The following is a 21,507-nucleotide window of genomic DNA, read 5'->3' as shown; positions in this document are numbered from 1 at the left end:
GCTGGCATCACACAGCCGCGGCGATCCGGGTCAGGTCATGGTTCACGGCATCGCGCAGCTCGCCGAACCGTTCAGGGGCTTGATATAGAGAAAAGGTGCCGATGATCATCACCTTCGCCGTGGCGAGGCTCACAAGGTAAGTTCCGTCCTTGGTCCAACAGCCCTGGCTGCGGACCTGTCCGGGAATGTGAAGGTCAGTGCACTGCTGTGCCGGGCCCGGCGCGCTGAACAGCAGACTGTTCACCCAGAACGCGTCGTACGGCCTGACCTGGATCTCGGCAGCGCTCAGTGGATTCGACGTAACGAGCAGACCCATCAACGCGCAGTCCAGGCCCGGATAGGTGTCGATGTTCTGCTTCATATACGACCCCATATCCTGTGGCAGCCGATGTGTCGCAGGGTCCTGGTAACTGGCCGTCCAGGACTCGTCGAAGCCGAACGCCGCCTTGAGCCCCGGCATGATGCCCGTACATTGAGCTGGAATCGCGGCCGGCGCACCTGTGTGCCCGGCCTCCGGCGACGACGCGGCAACTCGCGACGACGCGGCGACATCTCTCGGCGCTGCGGTCGGCGAAGTCGAGGGCCCGCAAGCCGCCACACATCCCGCACTCGCTGCCACGCACAGTACGACCACAGCTCTACCGTGCCTTTGCCACCGCATACCGCACCCTCCCGAGCCCGTCCCGACTTCTCGTCGTCGATCCTGCCTGCAAGCGAGGAGCCACGGAACCCGGGAAAGACCGGGGTCACGACGACAGCGGACCGTCCGGAGCAGGCACCGGGCACGACAACATACATCTCTTCTCGCGGCCGAGATGGCATGGGTGTTCACACACTGCACCATCGACTTCGTCTCCGGCCGATGGCCGCATCTGCAGAACGCGGATCCGGAAGGCGCGGGCGGGCTGCGAACACCCCTTGGGCCGCCAGCCCTGACGCCACACCGCTGACAGACCTCATCCGACATCCACTAACGTTCGACGTCCTGTGGACGCGGGTCTGTACATCGGCAGCACCGGTACGCGGCCGCAGAATTCCTGCCACTGCTTCAGTCGGCCGGTCCGCGCCGTCACACCTTCTGTCAGGGCGCCTGGTTCAACGCCAACGTTCCTACCGTCGAAAAGCCGCTGAACTGTGCCCGCCGCCTCGAACCCATCGCCTAGCGCGCCGCATCTGGCACAGCTGCGGCAGGATCGCCGGGCTCAACGCGCCACAACAGTCGGTAAAACCCCGATTCCTCCGCAGACTGGCGTCTGGTGAAGTCTGACGCTCAAGCCGGGCCCGTCTGGCCGGGCGACACGGGGATCTGCAAGGTGGACATCTACCATCGGGAGCCGTCAATGCCTGGGATCCTCTGTGCCCTCAAGACGGGCGCGGTCATGGGAACCTTGTTAGCCACAGTCACCGTGATCGGATGCTCGTCCAGTTCCTCGTCCTCGTCGCATCGAGCTTCTGCGACCAGCAGTCCCGCGCCGGGTTTGACCGCAGCGCCGGCGGCCAGTGCCTCCGGCGGAACGGCGACCGCCGCTTCCTCCCCGGCCCCGAGGTTTCTGCCCCTACTCTCCGCTGGGCCCGGTTGATTCCTCCGGTCCGGGCGGGACCTGTCGGCACGGGTGGTGTTCACAGCCACCGGACACCCGTCCGCGGACGCGCCGGCCGCCATGGTGCAGGTCGCCAAGGACCGCGCCGTGCTCATCCCGGGCAAGCCGGTAACGGTGACCGCATCCGGCAGACACATCACCATCGACGGCGTCGCCGCCCAGGTCGACGTCATGAAGACACTCGGGGCACCGGTAGCGGTGACCTTCCGCCCGGTGCTGACCGCCGTCTCGCCCACCCGTATGACGTAGCCGGTGCCGAGCTCGGCGATCCCGGCGCAGGCCGAGAGCGACTTCCAGGCCTTCTCTGGGACGGCATCGTGGCCTCCGCCGGCACAGTCGAACAGCGCGTCGCTGCCGACCCAGATGCAATTCAGTGGCCTGACCGGCCAGGTCGAGGCCAAGCACCTCGCGGCGATCCTGGTGCTGGCCGGCCTGCTACCCGAACTGGAGACCAGCGAGGCCACCGTGGTGAACCCCACCGGCTGAAGACTGACGCACTCCGCAACGACACGCGGTGTCCACCAGGAGCGACGCCTGACATCGCAGGCTTCGGTGAGCTCGCCTGCGACGCTTCTTCAAACGGCCCCAGGCGGCACCCTGGTCCGGCGGCGCGGTAGTCGACAACTGCTTTCCTGGGCAAAGCTCACGGTAACGCCGCGGCCGCCGAGTCAAGCTGCGAACCGCTGCGAGTCGCCGCCGAGCGGCTGGGACGGCCCTGACCAACCGTTTGGTCAGGGCCTCTGATGCAGGTGCCCGGAGGAAACCATCGTCGACGACGGCAACCTACCATGGGCGCCAAGCCACGTCGGAGACGGACACTCAGTCGAGTGCGCCGGCCGATAGCCGGCACGCCGCCTCCTGTCGTCCAAGGGCCCCGGCTGACCGGACAGCGCTACCCGATGCTTAGCGGGTAGCGCGCTACCACGTCGAATACTCGCGCGACCCCCGGCGACCTCGGCCCCGCCATGTCGTCGCGTAGCCACGGTCACGCACGGCACGACGGGTTCCGCTGCGGCGTCAGTCGGCCAGGCCGGCTTCCTCCAAGTCCAGGACGCGTTGCAGGCGGCGCCGCGTAGCGTCGCCGATCTGCCCGTCGGCGTACATCCGGGTCAGGGCCTCGGTCTCGACGGCGATCAGGTCTCGGCGCAGCTCGGCGGAGGCGGAAGCGCTCGGCTGCCGGGTACTGTCGGACTCCTGACTTTCGTGCTTGATTCTGGCGCGCAGGGGGCATGCCGCAGCTGTTCGACGGCGACCTCAGGCTCGGTACCCGAACGGTCCTCCAGCTCCGCCAGCGCGGCGCGGGCCATGGCCAGCCGGGCCCGGTTCTGCTCGGCGCGGTTGTCGGCGGCCGGCTGGGCGATACGGGAGCGTCGCACCAGAGGCTCCAATGTGAAGCCCTGGACAACGAGGGTGAACACGATCACGGTGGTGGTGAGCAGGAGTAGCAGATCCCGGCCGGGCAGTGCCGCGCCGCTGCCGGCAGTCAGCGGCACGGACAAGGCGGCGGCCAGCGGTACGACGCCCCGCGCTCCGGCCCAGGACACCACCGCCGGCTTCCACCAGGACACATGCTCGGCGCCGGCGCGGCGCTGAGTGGCCGCCGAGGTCGGGAACACCCACAGCGCCCGCATCACGATCAGCACCGCGGCGATGGTCGCGGCCTGCCAGAGCCACGCCGCCCCGTGGGCCGCACGGACCAGGGTGGGCAGCTCCAGCCCGATCAGCGAGAAGATCACCGATTCGAGCAGGAACACCACCGTGGCATACACGGCGTGCAGCTCCAGGCGAGTGTGCGCGGAGGTGATACGGGCGGTCTGCGTGCCGACGATCACCGAAGCGACGACGACCGCTGTCACCCCCGAAACGTGCAACGCCTCGGCCAGTACGTAGGTCGCGTAGGGAGCGACCAGGGCGATGACGGTGTCCATGACCGGGTCGACGGTGCGGCGGCGGATCAGCACAGCCCCGAATGCGGCGAGGGCGCCGACGGCCGCGCCGCCCCCGCCGAGTGTCAGGAACTGCCCGGCGGCGTGTCCCCAGGCGATGCCGCCGGACGCGACGGCCAGGGTGACCGCGACCCGGAACAGCACCAAGGACGTGGCGTCGTTGAAGAGCGACTCGGCCTGCACCAGGGCCTGGATCTTCGCCGGCAGCGCCAGCCGCCGGCCCAGCGCGGTGACGGCGACCGGGTCGGTGGAGGCCAGGATCGCGCCCAGCACGAAGGCCATCGAGGCCGGAAGCGGCGTCAGCACGGACGCCACCGCGCCCACGGCGGCAGCCGTGGCCAGCACCAGGCCGACGGCCAGCACCGTGACCGGCCTCCACACCGATCGCAGATCCCGCCAGGCCAGCTCCTCCCCCGCGGCGTACAGCAGTGGCGGCAGCACCACCAGCGAAACGACCTCCGGGGTGACGCGCACGTCCGGGACCCCGGGCAACGATCCGACCACCACCCCGGCCACGACCAGCAGCGAGGGGGCCGGGACGCTGAGCCGCCGGGCCAGCGCGGCCACCACCGTCGCCAGCACCACCAGGGCGAGGACGATCTCCACACTGCGCATCGCGGCGGTGCCTTTCAGGGGCGACAGGACTCGAAGTGCCGACCAGACTTCGGCTCACCAGACGACCGCGAAGCGGCGCCGCTCACACCAAACTAACAACTGGCGATCACCGGTGAAAGGGAATCGCTCAGCCACCTGACGGCCGCGCCGCGCCGGTCGCTGGTGGCGGTGGTCCGGACCGCCGCGCGCCTCGCCTCATACGCGCCTCATCCCCGTGAAGCCAACGCCAAACGACGGCATGCATCCGGCGGTCCGGCCGCACGCCCTTGGGTCTCGGCGACATGGCTTCCTGCGGCCCTCGCCCGTGAGCGGTCGGGCTCATCCCGGCCACCGGTCACGGACGCACGGTTGCTTGACCGGCCGATACGGATCCCGTCGCGTTCGCCGAGGCGGAACACGGCCCGGGTCCAAGGCTTCTTGACTCGGCGGCAAACCAGATCTCGCACAAGACCGCGAAGCCACCCGGCGCGCTGCCAAGGTGATGCCGATCCTGGCAGCCGCGATCCGGGCCGACCACGCGTTCCTGGCCGCGTCGTGCACCACCTCGTACTCACCTGGAGATCACACAGCCGCTGGATCCGGGCTGCGAGCCGGGACCAGGGGCGCAGACGTCGGCGGTGGACGGGGGTCGGCACGTCGGGAAGGCGTGATGCGGTGCTTGATGAAGCCGACGTTTCGGCGGCGACGATGTCAGGCTGGCGCATGTGCCTGTGCAACGGCCTCCGCTCTGGCAGCCGGGTGAAGACAGGATCGTGTGATGACTGTACTATTGCATAGTGCAAGGTTGCCGTCGGACCCGTTCCCCAGCCGGCCGACCGCAGGGTCCTGCGTAGCCGGTACGGGTCCGACGACAATGCACTGGCCCACGGACGGCGAGCACTGCCGGCCCGTCGGCACCAGGGTGCCGGCCGGCCGGCGAGGAAGGCTGCGGGATGAGCGGACGCGGGTTCGGCGTGGCCTACGCCGTCACGGTCGCGGGAGTGGCCGGGGCGTGGTGGCTCGGCGGCGTCGAATCGGCCGCGGTGGTGGCGATGCTGGCGGTGCTGGAGGTCGCCCTGTCGTTCGACAACGCGGTGGTCAACGCGACCGTCCTGCGGCGCTTCAACGACTACTGGCAGAAGGTGTTCCTCTCCGTCGGGATCCTGGTCGCGGTCCTGGGGATGCGCCTGCTCATCCCCACGCTCGTGCTGGTCGCCGCCACCCGGCGGGACCCGGTGGCCGTGGTGCGCAGCTCGTTCGACGACCCGGCCGGGTACCGACAGCAGATCCTGAAGGTCCAGCCGCTGATCGCCGCGTTCGGCGGCGTGTTCCTCCTGATGATCTTCTTGGGCTTCCTGTTGGACGGCGACCGCGAACGGACCTGGCTGACCTGGATCGAGAACCGCACCGCCCGCCTGGCCCGCTTCGGTAGCAGGACCCTGACCCTGGCGCAGGTCGCCGTCGTGGCCGGGTTCCTGGCGGTGGCGGCGTCGACGTTCGGCCGTGACCACCGCCTCGGCGTACCGTTCGCCGGCGTGATCGGCCTGGTCTCCTACCTGGCGGTCAGGTACTTGAGCGCCGCGGCCGAGGGCCGCAGCCAGGTGCTGGCCTCCGATCGCGGGCAGGCGGCGCCGACCGGGCGGCGAGCCCTGATGCTGTTCTGCTACCTGGAGTTGCTGGACGCCAGCTTCTCCTTCGACAGCGTCATGGGCGGATTCTCGGTCACCGTCAACATCGCGCTGTTCGCCATCGGCCTGGGCATCGGGACAGCCTACGTGCGCTGCCTGACGGTCTATCTGGTGCGCAGGAAGGCCCTGGACCGTTACGTCTACCTGGAGCACGGCGCCTACTACTCCATCGGCGTGCTGGCCGTGCTGCTGCTGGTCGAGATCGGCCGGGATATACCGGACTGGTTCGCCTCCCTGGCCGGCACCGCCATGATCGCCGCAGCGTTCCTGCACTCGGTGGCCGTGAGGCGCCGACGCGACCATCGGGTATAACCGGGCTCGACCGGTGGCCGATGGGTCCCGGATTCCCGCGGCGCATCGACTGCTGGACAGCATTCGGCTGCATAGTTATCGGTCAGACGTTCGAGCCGTCGACGTGTTCGGTGCCCGGGCGTCGGTAACGATGGGCGAGCCGCGGATCGGTCTCCCACCAGGGGCGGTCCGGGTCGGCGGTGCCGCCGGCGGCTGCCGGGGGAACCGTCAGGCCGTCCGGCGGGGTGGCGGCGGCCAGATCGTCCAGGTACCGGTCCGTCGCCGCGGCCTGCTCCCGGTCTTCGCGGATCATGCGGATCCATACCGCGCCGAGGAACGGGATGCCGGCCAGGTCGCCGATCAGCCACAGCGCGCCGCCGCCCAGGATCTGGTCTTGATGGGCGCTCAGCCCCCAGGTGCGGCCCAGCGCATGGTAGTAGCCGTAGCCGATCAGCGCGTGCCTCAGCATGATGAGCATGCCGAGGGTGCCGTCGGCGATGGCTTCGGCGAACGTGATCCACAGCGCGGCGATGTGCGGGAAGGGACGCGGGACCGGGTCGGCGCGAAGCCTCGTCCAAAAGTACAGGTACCCGACGGCGACCAACTGCAGGTGCAGCAGTTCGTTGAATGTCGCGCTGCGGAGGGTGAGTTCGTACCAACCGGTGAAGTACAGCAAGAACGGCGTGACCATGAGCATCAGCGACACCAGCGCGGGATGGGTGGCCACGCGCGCCGCCCGGCAGTCGACAGCCACATCCAGGCGTCGCCGGCCCGCAGGTCCCAGCGCCTCGCGCAGCACGGTGAGCGGCATGCCCAGCGCGAGCAGCTGCGGCGTGACCATCAGCAGAGTCGCGTTCTGAGCGGCCCGAGGCCAGAACAGCACCCGGTCGTAGACCCCGAGGAACGACATCGTGGCGACGGCCAGACTGGCCAGGCCGAGCAAGAACAACGCTGCCGGGCCGGAGCGCCACCGTCCTCCGGCTCGACGGGTCCGCACCAGCGCGACGGCATAGCAGCCCCCGGCCAGGACGATCAGGGCCAGCATCCACGGGTCGGCGGTCCAGGTGCTCAGGTAGCGGCCGTTGACCAGTTCCGGCGGTCCGGTATGGCCGACCACGGCGGGCATACCCGCAGCGGCTGGACCCTGGACACCGGGAAGGCCACTCACCGCCCGACCCGCGGGATCCGGCTGCGGCACTCCGGAAATCGTTGCATACTGCAATGATAGTCTCGGCGCGACCGCGCGGTTGAAGCGGGTCCCCGGGCCGATCAGGGGAGGAACAGCGGTGAGCCCCGAGCCGGTCACCTTGAGGTACGCGTTCGCGTGTGTGCAGTGTGAACACGCCTGGGAGGAGGAGTTCGAGATCCGGCAGACCCGCGGAGCAGACGGCCTGATCCAGGCCTTCTACTTCCAGCACGGCGTCCGCGCCCGCTCGCCGCTGGTCCAGGACGAGTGCCCGCGGTGCGACGCGCCCGGCATCGGCGTCCGCCGACGCCGACGGCCGGTTACCCGGCGACGGACCGGGTAACCCACGATCAGGCGAACGTTCAGCTGGTGGGCGGGCCGTGCGGGGCACGGGTCCGGGCGTGGGTCCACAGATCCGGGTCCGAATCGGCCAGTGCGGCGTGCAGGACACCGAGTTCGCCGGGCAGGACGACCGAACCCGCGCCCGAGCCGGCGTTGCGCCGGCTCCAGGTTCTGGAGAACGGACACAGCGGCAGGACGGCACGCCCGTCGTCGACCGCGTCGGCCGCGATACGCCGCATCAGCAGCGACCCGATCCCGGCGTCGTGGTAGGCGGCGTCGACCTGCATGTGCGGCAGGACCACCGTGTCACCGGCCAGGATCCACTCGGCGCAGCCGACCGGCCGGCCGCCGTGGTAGGCGGTGTAACGCCCCAGGTGCCGCTCGTCTCTGACATCGATCATCGCGTTTGAACCCATGGGCGCGGCCGGCCTGACCGACATCCCCGATCGCAGTCCGTGGTCATCATACGCACACGATATCATTGCACTATGCAACGTTCTAGGGTCGAGTCCGGCGCGGCGGGCGCGGTCCGGGTCGGCTGGGACTTCCGGGAGCGGCGGGCGCGGCGATGCCGGTCTGGCGGCTGCCGCGGACGAGGTCGCTGTCGAAGGAGGTTTCGATGGTGAAACGGACGGGGGCGGTCACGGCGGTCTCCAGCACCGTGGCGATCCGGTCGGCGAAAGCGGCCTCCAGTTTCTCCCCGAGGTCGACGGCTGCGGCGCCGGTGGCGCGAGCCTGCTCTTCCCGGCACAGCAGGGCCGCGGCATACAGCACCAGTTCGCCGGGTCCACCGTTGGTCCCCGGGTGCAGCAACCGGTCGGCGACCTGAGCTGCGAGCCGTGCGATCGGTTCCCCGCTGTGCCGTTCGGCCAGCCGCCGACAATGCTTGCCGGCCCGGACCATCGTGTCGGAATCGACGACCACCTGCGGCCGGATCCGGGTGGCGCCCGGCGGCGGCAACAGAGCGCAGACGACGCGGGCGAAGTCGTCACGGTGGACACGGCGGCGGCCGTAGCCGTAGCGGCCCGCGGTGAGGATGTCAGGATACGTGGTCATGTCGGCCTCCGGGTCTGAGCGGGGTGGTCCGGCCGTTGCGCGGTGAGCAGGAGGCCGGGGTGGTCCGGGGAGTCGGCGAACGGCCCGGCGGCCGCGGCGGTGAACGCACGCAACGCCTTGACCAGGGTGCTGCGTTCACCCGCGGGCAGACCGGCGACGAGTTTGGAGATCTCGGCGTGCCGGTGGTCCATGACCTGGTCCACCAGGCGCTGCCCGGCCGGGGTGAGGGTCAGGGTGACCTCGCGCCGGTTGTCGGGGTTGGGGTGGCGGTGGACCCGGCCGGCAGCCTCCAGGCGGCCGACCATGCGCATCGCGGTCGAGGGGTTCACCCCCAGCGTCGCAGCCAGCGCGGCCAGCTTCACCGGCCCGGCGGCGGCGAGCACCGCCAACGTCCGCAGCTGCGGCAGCGTCAGGGTGTCGTCCACGTCGGCCAGGGCACGCGCGGACAGCGCCACCAGCAGCCGGGAAGCGGACAGCACCGCCGCGGTCACCTCCTCGACGTCCCGGTCCAGACCCGATGTCTCCATGGCACTCCCTCCGTGCGGCTTCCGGGCCCGATCGGCCCCGACTCCATTGTCCCGCCCACCGGACGCCCCGCGAAGCGTTGCACAATGCAATGGTAAGGTTCCCGGCGTAAGGGACGCCAGAGCACGGGGGACACCAATGAGCAGTGGCCCGATCCAGGTGTCCTACCCCTTCGCCTGCCACAGCTGCCGCCGGCGCTGGTCGGGCGAGTACGAGATCCGGGAGATCCCCGACGGTCGCGGCCTGGTCCAGGCCGCGTTCTTCTCCTACGGCCGGCGAGCAGTGCCGCCGTTGACAGCCGGCCGCTGCCGGTTCTGCGACAGCCCGGCGATCACCGTCCGGCGCCGTGACCCGAACCAGGCCTAGGCGCCCGCATCCGCACCGTTCGACATCATCCCGTCCCTATCGGAAGGCGCCCAACCGCCGTGCCCGCACAGACCGCGCACCCCTTACCCGACGCCCCCGGCACGCCCGGAGGCCGGCACCACGGCCCGAAGGTGCCGCATCTGGGCGACTTCCACGTCAGCCCGCGGGTCACCGCGCTCGCGGCCCTGGCCGTACCGGTCGGCGCGGCCTGCGCCCTGGTGGCCGTGGTGCTGCTCAAGCTGATCGCCCTGGTCACCAACCTGTGCTTCCATGCGAGCCTGTCCTTCAGCGCGACCACACCGGGCAGCACCCCGCACCGGTGGCTGATCGCTGTCATGCCGGTGACCGGCGGGCTGGCGATCGGACTGATGGCCCGGTACGGCTCGGAGAAGATCCGCGGCCACGGCATGCCTGAGGCCATCGAGGCGATCCTGGTCGGCGGCAGCAAGGTCCAGCCGCGGGTCGCCGTTCTCAAGCCGCTGTCCGCGGCGATCTCCATCGGCTCCGGCGGCCCGTTCGGCGCCGAAGGCCCGATCATCATGACCGGCGGGGCCGTCGGCTCGATCCTGGCCCAGTTCCTCACCGTCACCGCCGACGAACGCAAAACCCTGCTGGTCGCCGGCTCAGCGGCAGGGATGGCCGCCACCTTCAACTCACCGCTCGCGGCGATCCTGCTGGCCGTGGAGCTGCTGCTGTTCGAATGGCGGCCCCGCTCCTACATACCGGTCGCCGCCGCCACCGTCACCGCCACGGTGGTGCGCGGCCCGCTGCTGGGCACCGGCCCGCTCTTCGGCGGCTCACACGTCCCGGCCCACCTGAGCCTGCCCGTCTACCCGCTGTGCGTGGTCGCCGGAATCGTCGCCGGCCTGCTCGCCCTCGCCGCCACCGCCCTGGTCTACCTGTCCGAAGACCTGTTCGCGAAACTGCCGATCCATTGGATGTGGTGGCCGGCGATCGGCGGCGCGATCATCGGCGCCGGCGGCCTGATCGAACCGCGGGCCCTGGGCGTGGGCTACGACGTCATCGGCCAGCTGCTCACCGGCCGCGCCGGAACCGGCCTGATCATCGGGATCCTCGTGATCAAGACCCTGATCTGGGGCCTGGCCCTCGGGTCCGGCACCTCCGGCGGCGTCCTGGCCCCGATGTTCATGATCGGTGGCGCCCTGGGCGCCACCGAGGCCCTCGTGTTCCCGACCGTGTCGCCCGGCTTCTGGGCCCTGATATCCCTGGCCGGAGTGCTGGGAGGGGTGATGCGCTCCCCACTGACCGGCATCGTGTTCTGCCTGGAACTCACCCACGAGACCAACGCGATCCTCCCGATGATCATCACAGCGAGCACCGCTTACCTGCTTTCGGTGACCTGGCTCAAACGATCCGTCCTCACCGAGAAGATCGCCCGCCGCGGCCTGCACCTGACCCGCGAATACTCCGTCGACCCGCTGGAAACCCACCTGGTCCGGGATACGGAGCCGCAACCGACGATCGCACTACCGGAGACCGTCGGCGTCGCCCAGGCCCTCGCCACCGTCGCATCCGCGCACGGGACGACGCCGGAACCGCCTGTCCGGCTGTTCCCGGTGGTCGACGATGCCGGCCGCGTGCGCGGCGCGGTCACCCGCGGCGACCTGGCCGCCGCCACCGGAAAAGAGCTACTGCGCGACCTGGCGCGACCCGCGATCACCGCAACGGGCGGCGAAACGCTGCGCACCGTCGCCAATCGCATGGCCGTCCACCACGTCACCAGTATCCTGATACTCGACGCCGCCGGAGCGGCCGACGGCGTGCTGACCCTGCGCCAATTGCTGGCGGCGCGCCGTATCGACGCCCACGAGGAACACCACGCCGAACGCGTCATGGCCATCCGTCTGCCTCGCCGCACCCGCACTGAACCAGCGGGGTGACAGAGCAGGCCCTGCGGAACGCTGAGGCTTAGCACCAGCTCCTGCAGTCGTTCGGCGCCAAGCCGGTGCTCGTGAACGGCGCCCGCCAATACGCGACGGCCCGCTCGGGTGGCTCTGGCACGTCGGCCGACCAGCCAGCCGGGATGAGAGGACCGGCTGCAGCATGGCAAGAAGATGCGCTCGCACACGATCGGTTCACGTCCAGCACCGCTCCGCTGCATGGCCACATCCTCCTGAGCCATTCCAGCCGTCATCACCGTCGCGAATGCGATGACACTTACAGGAATCGGGAGAGTCTTCACTTCTGTATATATACAATCCACAAACTAAAGTCCCTGTGATCGAACGGCTCACCGCCGACCTGCCGTGGGACGACTATCGCGTAGCTCTGGTGCTGCACCCGGCGGTTCGTGCTTGGCACTCCGAACAACAGGTCCGACGGTGGCTGCGGCCGGCCCTGGACCGCGGACTGATCCTGCTCTCCCCCGACGATGAGTGGCGCGCGGCCGTGATCGCCGCCGACGCGGTGATCGGCGACCACGGATCCGTGACCCTCTACGCGGCGGCCCTGGGCCGGCCCACCGCCCTGGCCTGCTTCAGCTGGGAGGAGATCGCCCCTGACACACCGACGGCCGCCCTGACCGGGGCGGCCGCCGGCTTTGCGGCCGAAAAGCCGGTCTGGCCGCAGGTCGAGGCACTCATCGAAGCCGCCGGCCACGGCCGCGTCCCCGAGCAAGCCGAGGCCTTGGCGGCGCGCGCCTTCCACCACCAGGGCCGGTCGCTCGATCGGATCAGCACGATCGCTTACCGCCTGATGGACCTGCCCGCGCCCGCCCGAGGCCAGGAGGCGACGGCGGTTCCGCTACCGTCCCGGCCCGAGTCGGCGCCGACCTCGTGGTATTTCCAAGGCGACATCAGCAATGACGAGGTGGCGATCCTCAGGTGGCCCGCCCCTTGGTCTCAGCCGGCCGTCGGCTGGGGCAGGGTTCGGCTGATGGCGGATGTCGGCGACCCGAACTCCCGGCTCGTCCGCGCGGCGGCTGTACTGATCTACCGTGCGGCCGGCGGCAGCGACGCACGCGCCGACGCCGCCGACAATAACCGGGAGGTTGACCTCGCCGGCTTCCCTGCCGCCTACCTGCGAGCCGTCGTCTCTCGCGGCCGGATGATTCTCACTCTGCGCGGCCGTGGCACGTTCGAAGCCATCACCGACCACCTTCCACCGGACTTCGACCCCTGCGTCATTGCCGCCGCAGCCTACGCAATGGTGTTCCAGGCGCGTCGGCTGCTCGAGCCGGAGCTGCGGGTCTCGATCAGTCGCCGGACAGTGACAGTCCCTGTGCGTGCAGTTCCTTCGCCGAGTTCATGTCCTGAGACATGAGCTGATCGCGCAGGAACGGCACGGCCTTCTCAGCGGAAGCCGCGGCCCCTTCGCCATCGCCGACGTCCAGCTGAGCCTTGGCCAGGTCGAGCCACAGCCTGCCCTGCAATCGGTCGTCCAGTTCGCCGACACGCTTCAACGCTTCCTTCAGGATCGGTACCGCCTGATCGGACTTCCCGGAGCTGGTGCGCGCCCTACCCATCAGCTGCGACATCAGCACGATGCCGCGGTCGTTGTCGATCTCCTCATGCCTGCGCCGAGCCTCTTGGAACAAGTCGTAGGCCGCGTCGGGCTCACCCTCGTCCAACGTGACGAGTCCGACGAACTCCATCACCGAGGCCTTCAGCTTCTCGTCACGGATCTGCTCATCGCGGTCGGCGCTGGCGGGCAGCTCCTCGACGAGCACGGAGGCTGCGTTGACCTGGCCCCGGGCCTCGGCGAGCCGGCCGGCTTCCCGCAAGGGACGAGAGAGCAGGCACCGCATCCTGACTTCATAGTGCCGGTTCTCAAGACGCTGCGCGGCGGTAACCGCGAGTTCGTACACCTCGACGAACGCCTTGCCGCGACGGTTGACGAAGTACGTCTGCATGGCCTCAGCCATCCGGATCACGAGGTCGTCGTCGCCTTCGAGGAACGCCTCGTTCATCAGCGAGACCAGCCGGTCTTCGTGCTCAGCCACCCACATCAGCGCAGCCGGTGAGTCGGCGAACGGATTCGCGGCGCGATCCAGAGGGACAGACGCCAATCGGAGGGGCTCGTTACGAGAGATGGCCTCGTCAGCGTACTGAAGGGTGATGGCGTACCAGCGACGCAGTGTCACGCGCGCCTCCTCCTGCCTGGCGATCGAGTACTCCCCGGCCCCTTGGAGCAGCTCCCGGGCATGCATCCGGATCACCTGGTTGGCCGACAGATCCGGTCCGGACAACGCCACCCTGATCAGGTACCGGGACTTCAGCTCCAGAAACGCACGCCGCGTTGAGGCTCCCAGTCCGGAGACTTCCCCAAGCCAGGCGACTCCGAACGCCGATCCTTGGTCTGGCAGCAACCCCAGGGTCCGGTAAGCCTGCTGGGCTTCCGGCGAAAGACGCGCGTAAGCCTCATCGTAAACCCGCATCGTGCCCGCGCCGACAGAGCGGAGCTCATCCATCTTCGCGGCGCCGTCGGTCAGTCGCCGAGCCAGGCTGCTCATCGTACTTCCGGGCTCGCTCACCAAGATCCCGGCGACGATCCTCAACACGGCGGGAATGCCGGCGCACGCGTTCACCACCTGTTCCAGGGCATGGTCGTCATCGAGCTGGCCGGTAGCCAGGACCTGATCGAAATACTCCGTCGCGGCCTCTAGTCCGAACCCGCCCACCTCGCGATGAACGGCGTGGGCGCCCAGCAACTCGGCGATCACTTCGTCCGCGACCACGAGGGCCATGCTCGCCGCCGCCACCGGCAGCAGGGGCTCGACCTCGCCGGAGTGCGTGACGTGGTCGAAGACCACACACAGACTCCGGCCGCGAGTGAGCCGCCGCCACCACTCGATGGCCCGCCCCGGCTCCACCGGGATCAGCGACGGCAGCAGCCCGATCTGGAAAAGCAACCGCGCAGCGACCACGTCGGGATCCGCCGGCCCGCCGACTCTCAGCGTCTCCAAATCCACATAATAGATGCCATCGGCGAAGTGCTCCGTCTCCGGATGATGTATCCAATGCCGAACCAGCTCGGTCTTGCCGATGTTCGGCTGGCCCGCGAGATAGAACAGCTTCGCGATATCGCCGCCGGCGTGAGCGGCGTTGACAATCGCAGCCCGCTCGACCTCACGATCAGCAAAGATCCTGGGGTCCGGCGGATACTCAGACTCGGCACGCCGCATCTGGAACTCCGGGCCGATGATCTCAGCGTCGATGAGGTGCGCCAGCCAGTCACGCACCAGACTTGCGAAGTGGGGCTCGGAGTCAACCTGCGGCAGCATCAGCAGCATGAGAAAGTGAGCGTCGGCGTCGCTGAGCGGCTTCCTCCGCTTGAGCATCCGCGCGGCTGTCGGGCTGTGCCCGCTGATCCATTCCACAACCGCGTCTCCGGCAGGCTTACCAAACCCTTCGCCAACCCGCTTGGCGACCGCACCGCCCGCCGCGCCCAACGTCTTGAGGCTGGCGGTCACCAGAAACGTCGTCAGACTCATCGCGGTCCGCCTCTCCCCGTAGCCGAGTGTTACGGCGCTGTGATCAGGATTCTGATCCTAGTCGGCCGATGTCGCCCAAACGCAAGACTCCGCGGCTAGAGGACTTGAGAGGTCAGAGTTGCGCCGGGTTTCGCCGTCATGACAGCCGAAGTGCGGCTGCCCGAGCCAGTCTGCGATATGCGCTTGGTGGCCGTCTGGCCGATGTTCCCCGGCGTCGGTGGAATCGGGATGCTGGACAATCGTTGATCGGGCCGGGTCCCTGCCATCGTCAATGGCGCGACGGTGGCCGACAGCATCGACGCGTCCGGCGCAAGCAGGCTCATCGCCGCCTCCTGCAACGAAGAGGGAACTTCGGGGAAGTCCCGGCGCGACGCGGGCCGCGCCGGGACGAGGGTATGCGTCAGTACTCGATGGCGTCCTGCGCGAAGCCGGCCAGCAGGGCGCCGGTGGCCAGGGCGCCGTTCCAGACCGCGGAGAAGCGCTCGATCCTGCCCCACGGGTCGAGTTCAAGGGCGGTGATGCCGCGCGGGATCGGGCCGCCGGTGTTGGTCCACTCGTAGCCGCCGCCGACTTCATCGCCCAGCACGTGGCGTACGCCGGTGGTGCTGCCGATATACGGCAGGAGCGAGGCGGCCTTGGTCAGGTAGGCCTTGATACTGGCCTGGCTGGTGATCTGGATGTGCGCCGCGACCTCTTCGTAGACGGCGTCCGTGGAGAACAGCTCCATCGCGGCATTGATGTCCCGGTTCCTGAAAGCACTGGCGAGGTTGTGGGCGACAGTCCGCATGAGCGGCGCCGCGTGCTCGCCGACTGTGGACTCACGGAAGTCGGTGGGCCAGTTGTCCGGCGGCTCGACCTCGCTGTGCCAGCCGGCGACGCCGAACTGGCGGGCGTCCCAGTAGTCGACCCAGCGTCCGATGGTGCCGTCGGGGTTGAAGTCGACGGCGCCGTAGTCGCGGACCTGGCCCAGGCCGAACATCCCGGGGGTGTCGGTGAAGATCAGGATCGCGCTGGTGGTGTCGCCGAGCAGCCGGGTCGGGTAGGACTTGCTGCCGGCAGGCCAGCTCGGGTACCAGATCTGGAGCGCAGCCTCCAGGTCGGCCTTGCTGTACCAGTGCCAGCCGAGGACCGCGTCGATGTACGTGAACTGCTTCGCGTCGAAATACGAGCTCTGCCAGTCGAGGTTCTTCGTACTCTTCGCCTCGAAATAGCCGCGGATGTGCCCGGCCAAGGCCTCAGTGCTGTGCGAGAGGTCAGGCAGGACGTCCACGCCGGGAACGTATCGGCGGGCGCCGAGAGCGCCCACGGCGCTGGCACTGCCGGCGGTGGAGGCGCTGCTGCCGGTAGCGGCCTGCGCGATACTCGGCAGCACGGAGGCTGCGGCGATCGCGCCTCCGCCGACGGCCGCGGTGCGCAGCAACTGGCGTCGTGTGGCGTCGTGGTTGATGTTGAGGTGCATGGTGTGGGACCTCGATCTCGTGGTGCGGGTCGGTGGCCCGGCGCCGGCCGCGATACGGAAGGACACGGCTGGCGCCGGGGGTCTTCAGGCGTCGATGACCGGGGTCTGGACGGCGGCCTTCGTGAACTTGGGCAGCGCGGCAGCGCCCACGGCCAGCAGGACGACGATGCCCATCTGGATGTATTCGACAGTGGAGAACGCATGCGGGTAGCCGTGCGGCGCCAGGCTCAGATAGAGAGTGCCGAGGGTGGCCACGCCGAGGGCCAGACCACTTTGTTGGAGGGTGATCAGCGCGCCGCTGCCAATGCCGCCGAGATGCATCGGCACGTCCGCCATAACGCTGCGGAAGAGCCCTGCGAACAACACCGACTGTCCGGCACCGACCAACGCGAGCGGCCCCGCCATGGACAGCAGGCTCACGCTCGGCCAGTCGGAGACGATGATCGCGACGAGCCAGGCCAGCCCGACCAGCTGCACGATCGCGCCACCGCTGAGGGCAGCGCGGCCGAAGCGGCCGATCAGCTTGGGGGCGAACAGCGATCCGGCCAGGAACAGCAGCGCCATCGGCACGATCGCCAAGCCCCCGTGTAGCGCGTCGTTGTGCAGCCCGTCCTGGACGGTCAGAGCGAAGACGAACATGAACGCGCCGAAGCCCATACTGAAGATCAGCACCATGGCCAGGCCGCGGGACATGGACGGCAGGCGCAGCAGCGACGGCGGGAGCAGCGGGACCTCGCCGCGCGCCTCGGCGCGCTTCTCCACCAGGAAGGTGATGCAGCCGAGGACGACCGCGAGGGCGATCAGGGCCCAGGTCCAGGCGGGCCAGCCCAGCGAATGGCCCTCGGTGAGCGGGACCAACAGCGCCGTGAGGGTCGCGGCGAACAGGATCGTGCCGGGCACGTCGACGCCGACCGGATGCGGCGAGCGGGTGGCCGGGACGATCCGGGCGGCCACCAGCAGCACCACGACACCGACCGGCACATTGACCAGGAAGATCGGCCGCCACGCGCTGCCTGCGATGTCCGCGCTCACCAGCAGCCCGCCGATGATCTGCCCGACCACCGCGGCTATGCCCGAGGTCGCGCCGTACAACGCGAGCGCGCGGGCCTTGCGCTCGCCCTCGAGGGTGTGGTGGAACGTGGCGAGCACCTGCGGGATGAGCAGGGCGGCGGTGGCGCCCTGCACAATGCGCGCACCGATCAGAAACCCGGCCGTGGGGGCCAGGCCACAGGCCAGCGAGGCCAGCACAAAGCCGACGAGCGCTGTGAGGAAGACGCCGCGTCGGCCATAGCGGTCGCCGAGCCGGCCACCGAGCACCAGCAGCGCCGCGTACGCGACGCCGTAACCGGCGATCACCAGCTCGAGCTGGGGTGCGGAGGCGTGCAGTGTCGCGTCGATGCTCGGTAGCGCGACGTTGGTGATGAAGAAATCCATGATCGGCATGAACGCGCCGGCCAGCAGGAGGAACACCCCGAACGGGTGCAGGCCCCCAGCCTGGGCAGCGGCCCGAGCCGATGTCTGCCCCGGGACAGCATGGGTGGTTGTGGTCATGGCGACTCCCAGGTAGTTATCTCACCATGACTATAGATAGATAACTAGTATCGGTCAATAACTATGCCTGCTGACGTATCATGGGCGGATGGCAGCAGCACGACGACACCCCGCACCCGCCGACGACCCGCGCTGGGCCGAGCTCGCCGACCTCGCCCTGGTCATCGCCCGCGAGATCCAGGTGCGCGGCTACCAGGACCCCCAAGCCGTCCCGCTCACCCAGACGGAAGGCTCAGTGATGCGCCACCTCAACGAAAACGGCGGCGAACACGACGGCACGGCACCAAGCATGATCGCGGCCGCGACCGGCCTACAGCGCACGAACCTGGCGACCGTACTCACCGGCCTGCAACGCAAAGGCCTGATCGAACGCCGCGCATCCCCCCAAGACGGCCGCGCCGCGAGCATCCACACCACCGAGCACGGCCGCACCAACTACGTCCTCGTACACGGCGAATGGGGCCAAGCCGTATCCACCGCCGCCGGCCACGAAGCCGACACCGGAAAGCTGAACACCGCCCTCGAAATCCTCCGCGCCGTCCGCGACGGCCTGATCGGCACCCGCCCCGCCGGCCCCGGCCGGCCGCCGACCCTCATGTGAACAGGCCCGGGCACGACAACCCAGGCTCGCAGGCGACGATGGGAGCAGTGGCACCGAACACCATGGCCGGTGGACACGGTCACTGTCGCTGTCGCTGACGGGTGTTCGCGATCGGCTTGACGGCCGATCGCGGTTTTGTGGTGGCACTGGTGTAGTGGGGGCGGGTTCGGAGCCTTTCGATCGACCTCGGTGTTGGCGCCCTGTCGGTCGGGCCATCAGACTCGGGCGGTGTCGCTGCTTTCTGAAAACTGACCCTCAAACGCTCCCGGACCGTTCTCCCCCGGCTTGTACACCTCGGACACATCCGTCGGTGAGCCGGGAGCCGAGGCCGCCCACATCGCCAGCTCTTCCTGTCACTGCACCTTTGACGTTGTACGCGACGTGACGGTCGTCGAGGAGTCTCTTGTGGGCGACCTCCAAGATCTGGAGGCATGGGGGGTCAACGCTCCGAGAGCGAAGTCCCCACAGGGCTCGAAGCCCGCGGCCCGCATCTCTGCCTCGGCTTGTTCGTTCGTCGGTCTCACTCCAGCGGCCATGGTCCGGAGGCTAAAGAAGCCCACTGACACGGCCGGGGAAGCCGATGAGGCTTCCGCCCGGTGGTCCATCCGGCCGCAAAGGCTTATCCGAGCTTTGATACTCGTGGGGCCCGCGGGTGTTGTAGCGCTCCACGAGCTCGCTGACCAGCATTTGGCCGATCAGGCCTGCAGAGCGAGCGCGAACGGCAGCACCGCTGTCGCCCCCGCCTGCCGCAGCAGCCGGGCGGCCACCGTCATGGTCCAGCCCGTGTCGACGCGGTCGTCGACCAACAACACCGGCCCCTCGGCCGCCGCGACCGCGGCGGCCAGCTCGGCGCCGATCGCGAAAGCGTCATGGACCTGAAGCAGCCGCTGCGCGCTGTTGCCGCGCGGCGCCTGATGCTCCCCCGCATCGACGGGATCGAGAGCGCCGAGGTAGGGCAGACGGCCGATGGCAGCGATTCGCTGCGCGGTGTCGGTGACGAGGTACGGTCGGCTGCGGGAACCGACGGCCACGACTGCGACCGGGCGCTCGCTCCAGCCCCACGCGGCCAGAACCTTCACGATGCCGTCCAGCATCGGGGCGGGCAACGGCTGGTCGGGAACCTCGTCGGCGAGCAGATCACGCAGGCGCGGGCCCCAACCGAGGTCCGTCAGGCGGCCGAGGGCGCGGCCCGGCTTGGCGGCCGCAGCGCCACCGATCTTTCCGGACAGCTCGATTCCGAGGGCGGCCATACCGGTCGGCCACAGTGTGCGGGTCTGGATCACGACGCCCGGCTTGGCCAGCGCGGCCCGCGCTGCTTCGGTGCCCTCGCCGGAGACGGTGGGGGTGAACCTCGCGCCGGCGCAGTTGTCGCAGCGTGCGCAGGGCCCCTCGATGGCCGGGTCGTCCAGCTGGCGGCGCAGGAACGTCATGCGGCATTCGGTGGTGGTCTCGTACTCGATCATCGAACGCTGCTCGGCCTCGCGCGCCGCCGCGACCCGCGCGTAGCGCTCGCCGTCGTACTGCCACGGCTGGCTCGTAGCCGTCAGAGTGGAGGTATTTCTCTTTGATCAGGCCATCGAAGGTACTGCTGCCGCGTCGGGCGAGATGAACCGCCAGTTTCACTGGCAACTCCGGAGCATGAAGACCTGGAATAGCGAGCACAACCACCGATCATTCACTTGGGATCGGCGCGATGTAGCCGTCCAGCACTGCCGCAGAGACAGTGTGACACCACGGGCATGCGTATGAAATTGGACTACCGAATGCGATAGCGTCCTACAGTAATTGATTCAGTTTCCATCTGAACCATCGATCAAGATACGCATTTAGGCCGGAGTCGGCAGAGTCGCGACATCCCGATGTTCTGATCCGCCCCAGGCTTCTTCGAGATGCTCGCCACCTGAACGCCCGTTCAGCTGAAAGCGTTGATACGCAATCACCTGAAAGGCCTGAAACACTCTTAAAACGGCGGGCGGCTTCCTCGCCGAGACCGTGCCAAGCTTCGCTCATCAGCGATCGCGACTTCTGAACGCCGAAGCCATCAGCCGCTGCGCCGATTTGACCGTGTATCGCGGGCGTGTGCTTGATTACCATGGAATACCGCTGAGCGCCAAGAGGAGGCCGACCGTGACCACTCCGCCGACACCGACCTCCAGGATCTCCCGCAGTGACTCCGCGGCCTTCTTGAGCTTGCCCTTCTTGCCGTCCGGCAGAACAATCTGGTTCTGCAACTCGTCGACCTTCTTGGCGATGATCTCGACCGCCTTCGGCGCCTGCTCCTGTTCCAGTTCCGGCAGCTTCGCGTGGTATTGGCACAGGAAGTCCTCGACTCCCGCGCGGGTGCGGGGGTCGATCTCGGCGACCTTGATCTTCGCCTTTTGCTTCACCTTGCGGCTGCCCGCCACGACGGCCGAGTTCTTGATCTCCTTGATCACCGTCTTGTGCTTGTGCACATGCGTGACGACGGTGCCGTACCGCGCGAAGCCGTCCGTACGCTCGTCAGGCGCGTGTTTGGCATGCTCGACGGCGCGGACGCCGGAGCCCGTAATGTGCGCTCTCTCTGGGGTAGTCGTGACGGCGGTCCCGAATGGGACATTCGTGCCGTCGATAGTAGCGGGCACGTTGGTGACAGCGGACCCCGTCGGTCGCGTCGCCGTCTCGGCCCTCTCCACCTGGCGCACGCCAGCCTGGGTTATCTGCGTGTGGATCGGCGTGCCGCTGCCCAGCCATGGTGCGCAGAGGTTTGATCAAGCCCCGCGACTCCAGGTAGTCCACCGCGTTCGTCATTTCGTCATCGGCAAGCCCGAGGGCCTCGCGGATTTCCCACAACGACCCCTTGAGCGTCGGCG

General features: G+C 68.7%; 20 protein-coding genes. 8 read left to right on the top strand and 12 right to left on the bottom strand.

Going from position 1 to position 21,507, the window contains the following annotated elements; translation table 11 throughout:
* Positions 1–7 precede the first annotated feature (7 nt).
* Complete coding sequence (locus GWK61_RS01585) at positions 8–460, bottom strand: hypothetical protein (protein ID WP_194904116.1); 453 nt, start codon at positions 458–460, stop codon at positions 8–10.
* Between the two features lie 1,153 nt (positions 461–1,613).
* Between GWK61_RS01585 and GWK61_RS01580 the strand changes: the two genes are divergently transcribed.
* Together GWK61_RS01580 and GWK61_RS01575 are read left to right on the top strand one after the other, a co-directional pair.
* Positions 1,614–1,850, top strand: coding sequence for a hypothetical protein (locus GWK61_RS01580; protein ID WP_194904114.1), 237 nt, complete (start codon positions 1,614–1,616; stop codon positions 1,848–1,850).
* A gap of 3 nt (positions 1,851–1,853) precedes the next feature.
* Positions 1,854–2,087, top strand: coding sequence for a hypothetical protein (locus tag GWK61_RS01575; protein ID WP_194904112.1), 234 nt, complete (start codon positions 1,854–1,856; stop codon positions 2,085–2,087).
* Positions 2,088–2,734: 647 nt separating this feature from the next.
* On the opposite strand, the gene GWK61_RS01570 is transcribed toward GWK61_RS01575, so the two are convergent.
* Positions 2,735–4,162 carry a Na+/H+ antiporter gene (locus GWK61_RS01570; protein ID WP_228561577.1) on the bottom strand — a complete coding sequence of 476 codons (1,428 nt, stop codon included), beginning with the start codon at positions 4,160–4,162 and terminating at the stop codon, positions 2,735–2,737.
* Positions 4,163–5,094: 932 nt separating this feature from the next.
* Between GWK61_RS01570 and GWK61_RS01565 the strand changes: the two genes are divergently transcribed.
* Positions 5,095–6,141, top strand: coding sequence for a DUF475 domain-containing protein (locus tag GWK61_RS01565; RefSeq protein ID WP_194904110.1), 1,047 nt, complete (start codon positions 5,095–5,097; stop codon positions 6,139–6,141).
* 82 nt (positions 6,142–6,223) lie between these two features.
* On the opposite strand, the gene GWK61_RS01560 is transcribed toward GWK61_RS01565, so the two are convergent.
* On the bottom strand, positions 6,224–7,246 hold the full coding sequence (locus tag GWK61_RS01560; protein ID WP_194904108.1) for a cytochrome c oxidase assembly protein: 1,023 nt from the start codon (positions 7,244–7,246) through the stop codon (positions 6,224–6,226).
* Positions 7,247–7,406: 160 nt separating this feature from the next.
* Here GWK61_RS01560 and GWK61_RS01555 point away from each other — a divergent pair, with 160 nt between their 5' ends.
* Entirely contained in the window at positions 7,407–7,649 is a 243-nt protein-coding gene (locus GWK61_RS01555) for a hypothetical protein (protein WP_194904106.1), read from the top strand.
* A 19-nt stretch (positions 7,650–7,668) separates the two neighbouring features.
* Here the strand turns inward: GWK61_RS01555 and GWK61_RS01550 are convergent, their stop codons facing one another.
* The 3 genes from GWK61_RS01550 to GWK61_RS01540 all read right to left on the bottom strand — a co-directional run bounded on the left by GWK61_RS01550 (position 7,669) and on the right by GWK61_RS01540 (position 9,231).
* On the bottom strand, positions 7,669–8,049 hold the full coding sequence (locus tag GWK61_RS01550) for a GNAT family N-acetyltransferase (protein ID WP_194904104.1): 381 nt from the start codon (positions 8,047–8,049) through the stop codon (positions 7,669–7,671).
* Positions 8,050–8,146: 97 nt separating this feature from the next.
* Entirely contained in the window at positions 8,147–8,704 is a 558-nt protein-coding gene (locus GWK61_RS01545) for a hypothetical protein (RefSeq protein WP_194904103.1), read from the bottom strand.
* The gene (locus GWK61_RS01540) at positions 8,701–9,231 is read right to left on the bottom strand and encodes a MarR family winged helix-turn-helix transcriptional regulator (RefSeq protein WP_194904100.1); all 531 of its coding nucleotides are present in this window, start codon (positions 9,229–9,231) and stop codon (positions 8,701–8,703) included. Before GWK61_RS01540 ends, GWK61_RS01545 begins: the two co-directional genes overlap by 4 nt.
* Before the next feature lie 136 nt (positions 9,232–9,367).
* Here GWK61_RS01540 and GWK61_RS01535 point away from each other — a divergent pair, with 136 nt between their 5' ends.
* The 3 genes from GWK61_RS01535 to GWK61_RS01525 all read left to right on the top strand — a co-directional run bounded on the left by GWK61_RS01535 (position 9,368) and on the right by GWK61_RS01525 (position 12,877).
* Positions 9,368–9,595: a hypothetical protein gene (locus tag GWK61_RS01535; RefSeq protein WP_194904098.1), complete on the top strand. Its 228-nt coding sequence runs from the start codon at positions 9,368–9,370 to the stop codon at positions 9,593–9,595.
* 131 nt (positions 9,596–9,726) lie between these two features.
* Entirely contained in the window at positions 9,727–11,496 is a 1,770-nt protein-coding gene (locus GWK61_RS01530; RefSeq protein WP_369125540.1) for a chloride channel protein, read from the top strand.
* Positions 11,497–12,004: 508 nt separating this feature from the next.
* Complete coding sequence (locus GWK61_RS01525; protein WP_194904094.1) at positions 12,005–12,877, top strand: hypothetical protein; 873 nt, start codon at positions 12,005–12,007, stop codon at positions 12,875–12,877.
* Here the strand turns inward: GWK61_RS01525 and GWK61_RS01520 are convergent.
* From GWK61_RS01520 to GWK61_RS01505, 4 genes are all read right to left on the bottom strand, one after another.
* Positions 12,810–15,047, bottom strand: coding sequence for a hypothetical protein (locus GWK61_RS01520; RefSeq protein WP_194904092.1), 2,238 nt, complete (start codon positions 15,045–15,047; stop codon positions 12,810–12,812). The genes GWK61_RS01525 and GWK61_RS01520 overlap by 68 nt on opposite strands.
* A 95-nt stretch (positions 15,048–15,142) precedes the next feature.
* Positions 15,143–15,370, bottom strand: coding sequence for a hypothetical protein (locus tag GWK61_RS01515; protein WP_194904090.1), 228 nt, complete (start codon positions 15,368–15,370; stop codon positions 15,143–15,145).
* 77 nt (positions 15,371–15,447) lie between these two features.
* Entirely contained in the window at positions 15,448–16,506 is a 1,059-nt protein-coding gene (locus GWK61_RS01510) for a twin-arginine translocation signal domain-containing protein (protein WP_194904088.1), read from the bottom strand.
* 84 nt (positions 16,507–16,590) lie between these two features.
* Entirely contained in the window at positions 16,591–18,057 is a 1,467-nt protein-coding gene (locus GWK61_RS01505; RefSeq protein WP_194904086.1) for an MFS transporter, read from the bottom strand.
* A gap of 88 nt (positions 18,058–18,145) precedes the next feature.
* Here GWK61_RS01505 and GWK61_RS01500 point away from each other — a divergent pair, with 88 nt between their 5' ends.
* A complete protein-coding gene (locus tag GWK61_RS01500; protein WP_194904084.1) occupies positions 18,146–18,658 on the top strand; it encodes a MarR family winged helix-turn-helix transcriptional regulator in 513 nt (170 codons plus the stop codon).
* Positions 18,659–19,353: 695 nt separating this feature from the next.
* Here the strand turns inward: GWK61_RS01500 and GWK61_RS01495 are convergent.
* Both GWK61_RS01495 and GWK61_RS01490 read right to left on the bottom strand, forming a co-directional pair.
* Positions 19,354–20,121: a hypothetical protein gene (locus tag GWK61_RS01495; RefSeq protein ID WP_194904082.1), complete on the bottom strand. Its 768-nt coding sequence runs from the start codon at positions 20,119–20,121 to the stop codon at positions 19,354–19,356.
* A 624-nt stretch (positions 20,122–20,745) separates the two neighbouring features.
* Entirely contained in the window at positions 20,746–21,339 is a 594-nt protein-coding gene (locus GWK61_RS01490) for a hypothetical protein (protein ID WP_194904081.1), read from the bottom strand.
* Positions 21,340–21,507 lie beyond the last annotated feature (168 nt).

Origin of the sequence: Catenulispora rubra, from assembly GCF_015356825.1 — a bacterium.
In the GTDB taxonomy this organism is placed as follows: domain Bacteria; phylum Actinomycetota; class Actinomycetes; order Streptomycetales; family Catenulisporaceae; genus Catenulispora; species Catenulispora rubra.
The sequence above is the reverse complement of the archived record's forward strand: the minus strand, read 5'-3'. Positions and strand labels throughout refer to the sequence as shown.

Excerpts from the sequence above, each read along its gene's own strand:
- GWK61_RS01585 (WP_194904116.1), bottom strand. The coding sequence starts at position 460 with ATGCCGGGGCTCAAGGCGGCGTTCGGCTTCGACGAGTCCTGGACGGCC.
- GWK61_RS01570 (WP_228561577.1), bottom strand. The coding sequence starts at position 4,162 with ATGCGCAGTGTGGAGATCGTCCTCGCCCTGGTGGTGCTGGCGACGGTG.
- GWK61_RS01565 (WP_194904110.1), top strand. The coding sequence starts at position 5,095 with ATGAGCGGACGCGGGTTCGGCGTGGCCTACGCCGTCACGGTCGCGGGA.
- GWK61_RS01560 (WP_194904108.1), bottom strand. The coding sequence starts at position 7,246 with ATGCCCGCCGTGGTCGGCCATACCGGACCGCCGGAACTGGTCAACGGC.
- GWK61_RS01550 (WP_194904104.1), bottom strand. The coding sequence starts at position 8,049 with ATGATCGATGTCAGAGACGAGCGGCACCTGGGGCGTTACACCGCCTAC.
- GWK61_RS01545 (WP_194904103.1), bottom strand. The coding sequence starts at position 8,704 with ATGACCACGTATCCTGACATCCTCACCGCGGGCCGCTACGGCTACGGC.
- GWK61_RS01540 (WP_194904100.1), bottom strand. The coding sequence starts at position 9,231 with ATGGAGACATCGGGTCTGGACCGGGACGTCGAGGAGGTGACCGCGGCG.
- GWK61_RS01535 (WP_194904098.1), top strand. The coding sequence starts at position 9,368 with ATGAGCAGTGGCCCGATCCAGGTGTCCTACCCCTTCGCCTGCCACAGC.
- GWK61_RS01520 (WP_194904092.1), bottom strand. The coding sequence starts at position 15,047 with ATGAGTCTGACGACGTTTCTGGTGACCGCCAGCCTCAAGACGTTGGGC.
- GWK61_RS01515 (WP_194904090.1), bottom strand. The coding sequence starts at position 15,370 with ATGAGCCTGCTTGCGCCGGACGCGTCGATGCTGTCGGCCACCGTCGCG.
- GWK61_RS01510 (WP_194904088.1), bottom strand. The coding sequence starts at position 16,506 with ATGCACCTCAACATCAACCACGACGCCACACGACGCCAGTTGCTGCGC.
- GWK61_RS01505 (WP_194904086.1), bottom strand. The coding sequence starts at position 18,057 with ATGACCACAACCACCCATGCTGTCCCGGGGCAGACATCGGCTCGGGCC.
- GWK61_RS01500 (WP_194904084.1), top strand. The coding sequence starts at position 18,146 with ATGGCAGCAGCACGACGACACCCCGCACCCGCCGACGACCCGCGCTGG.
- GWK61_RS01495 (WP_194904082.1), bottom strand. The coding sequence starts at position 20,121 with ATGATCGAGTACGAGACCACCACCGAATGCCGCATGACGTTCCTGCGC.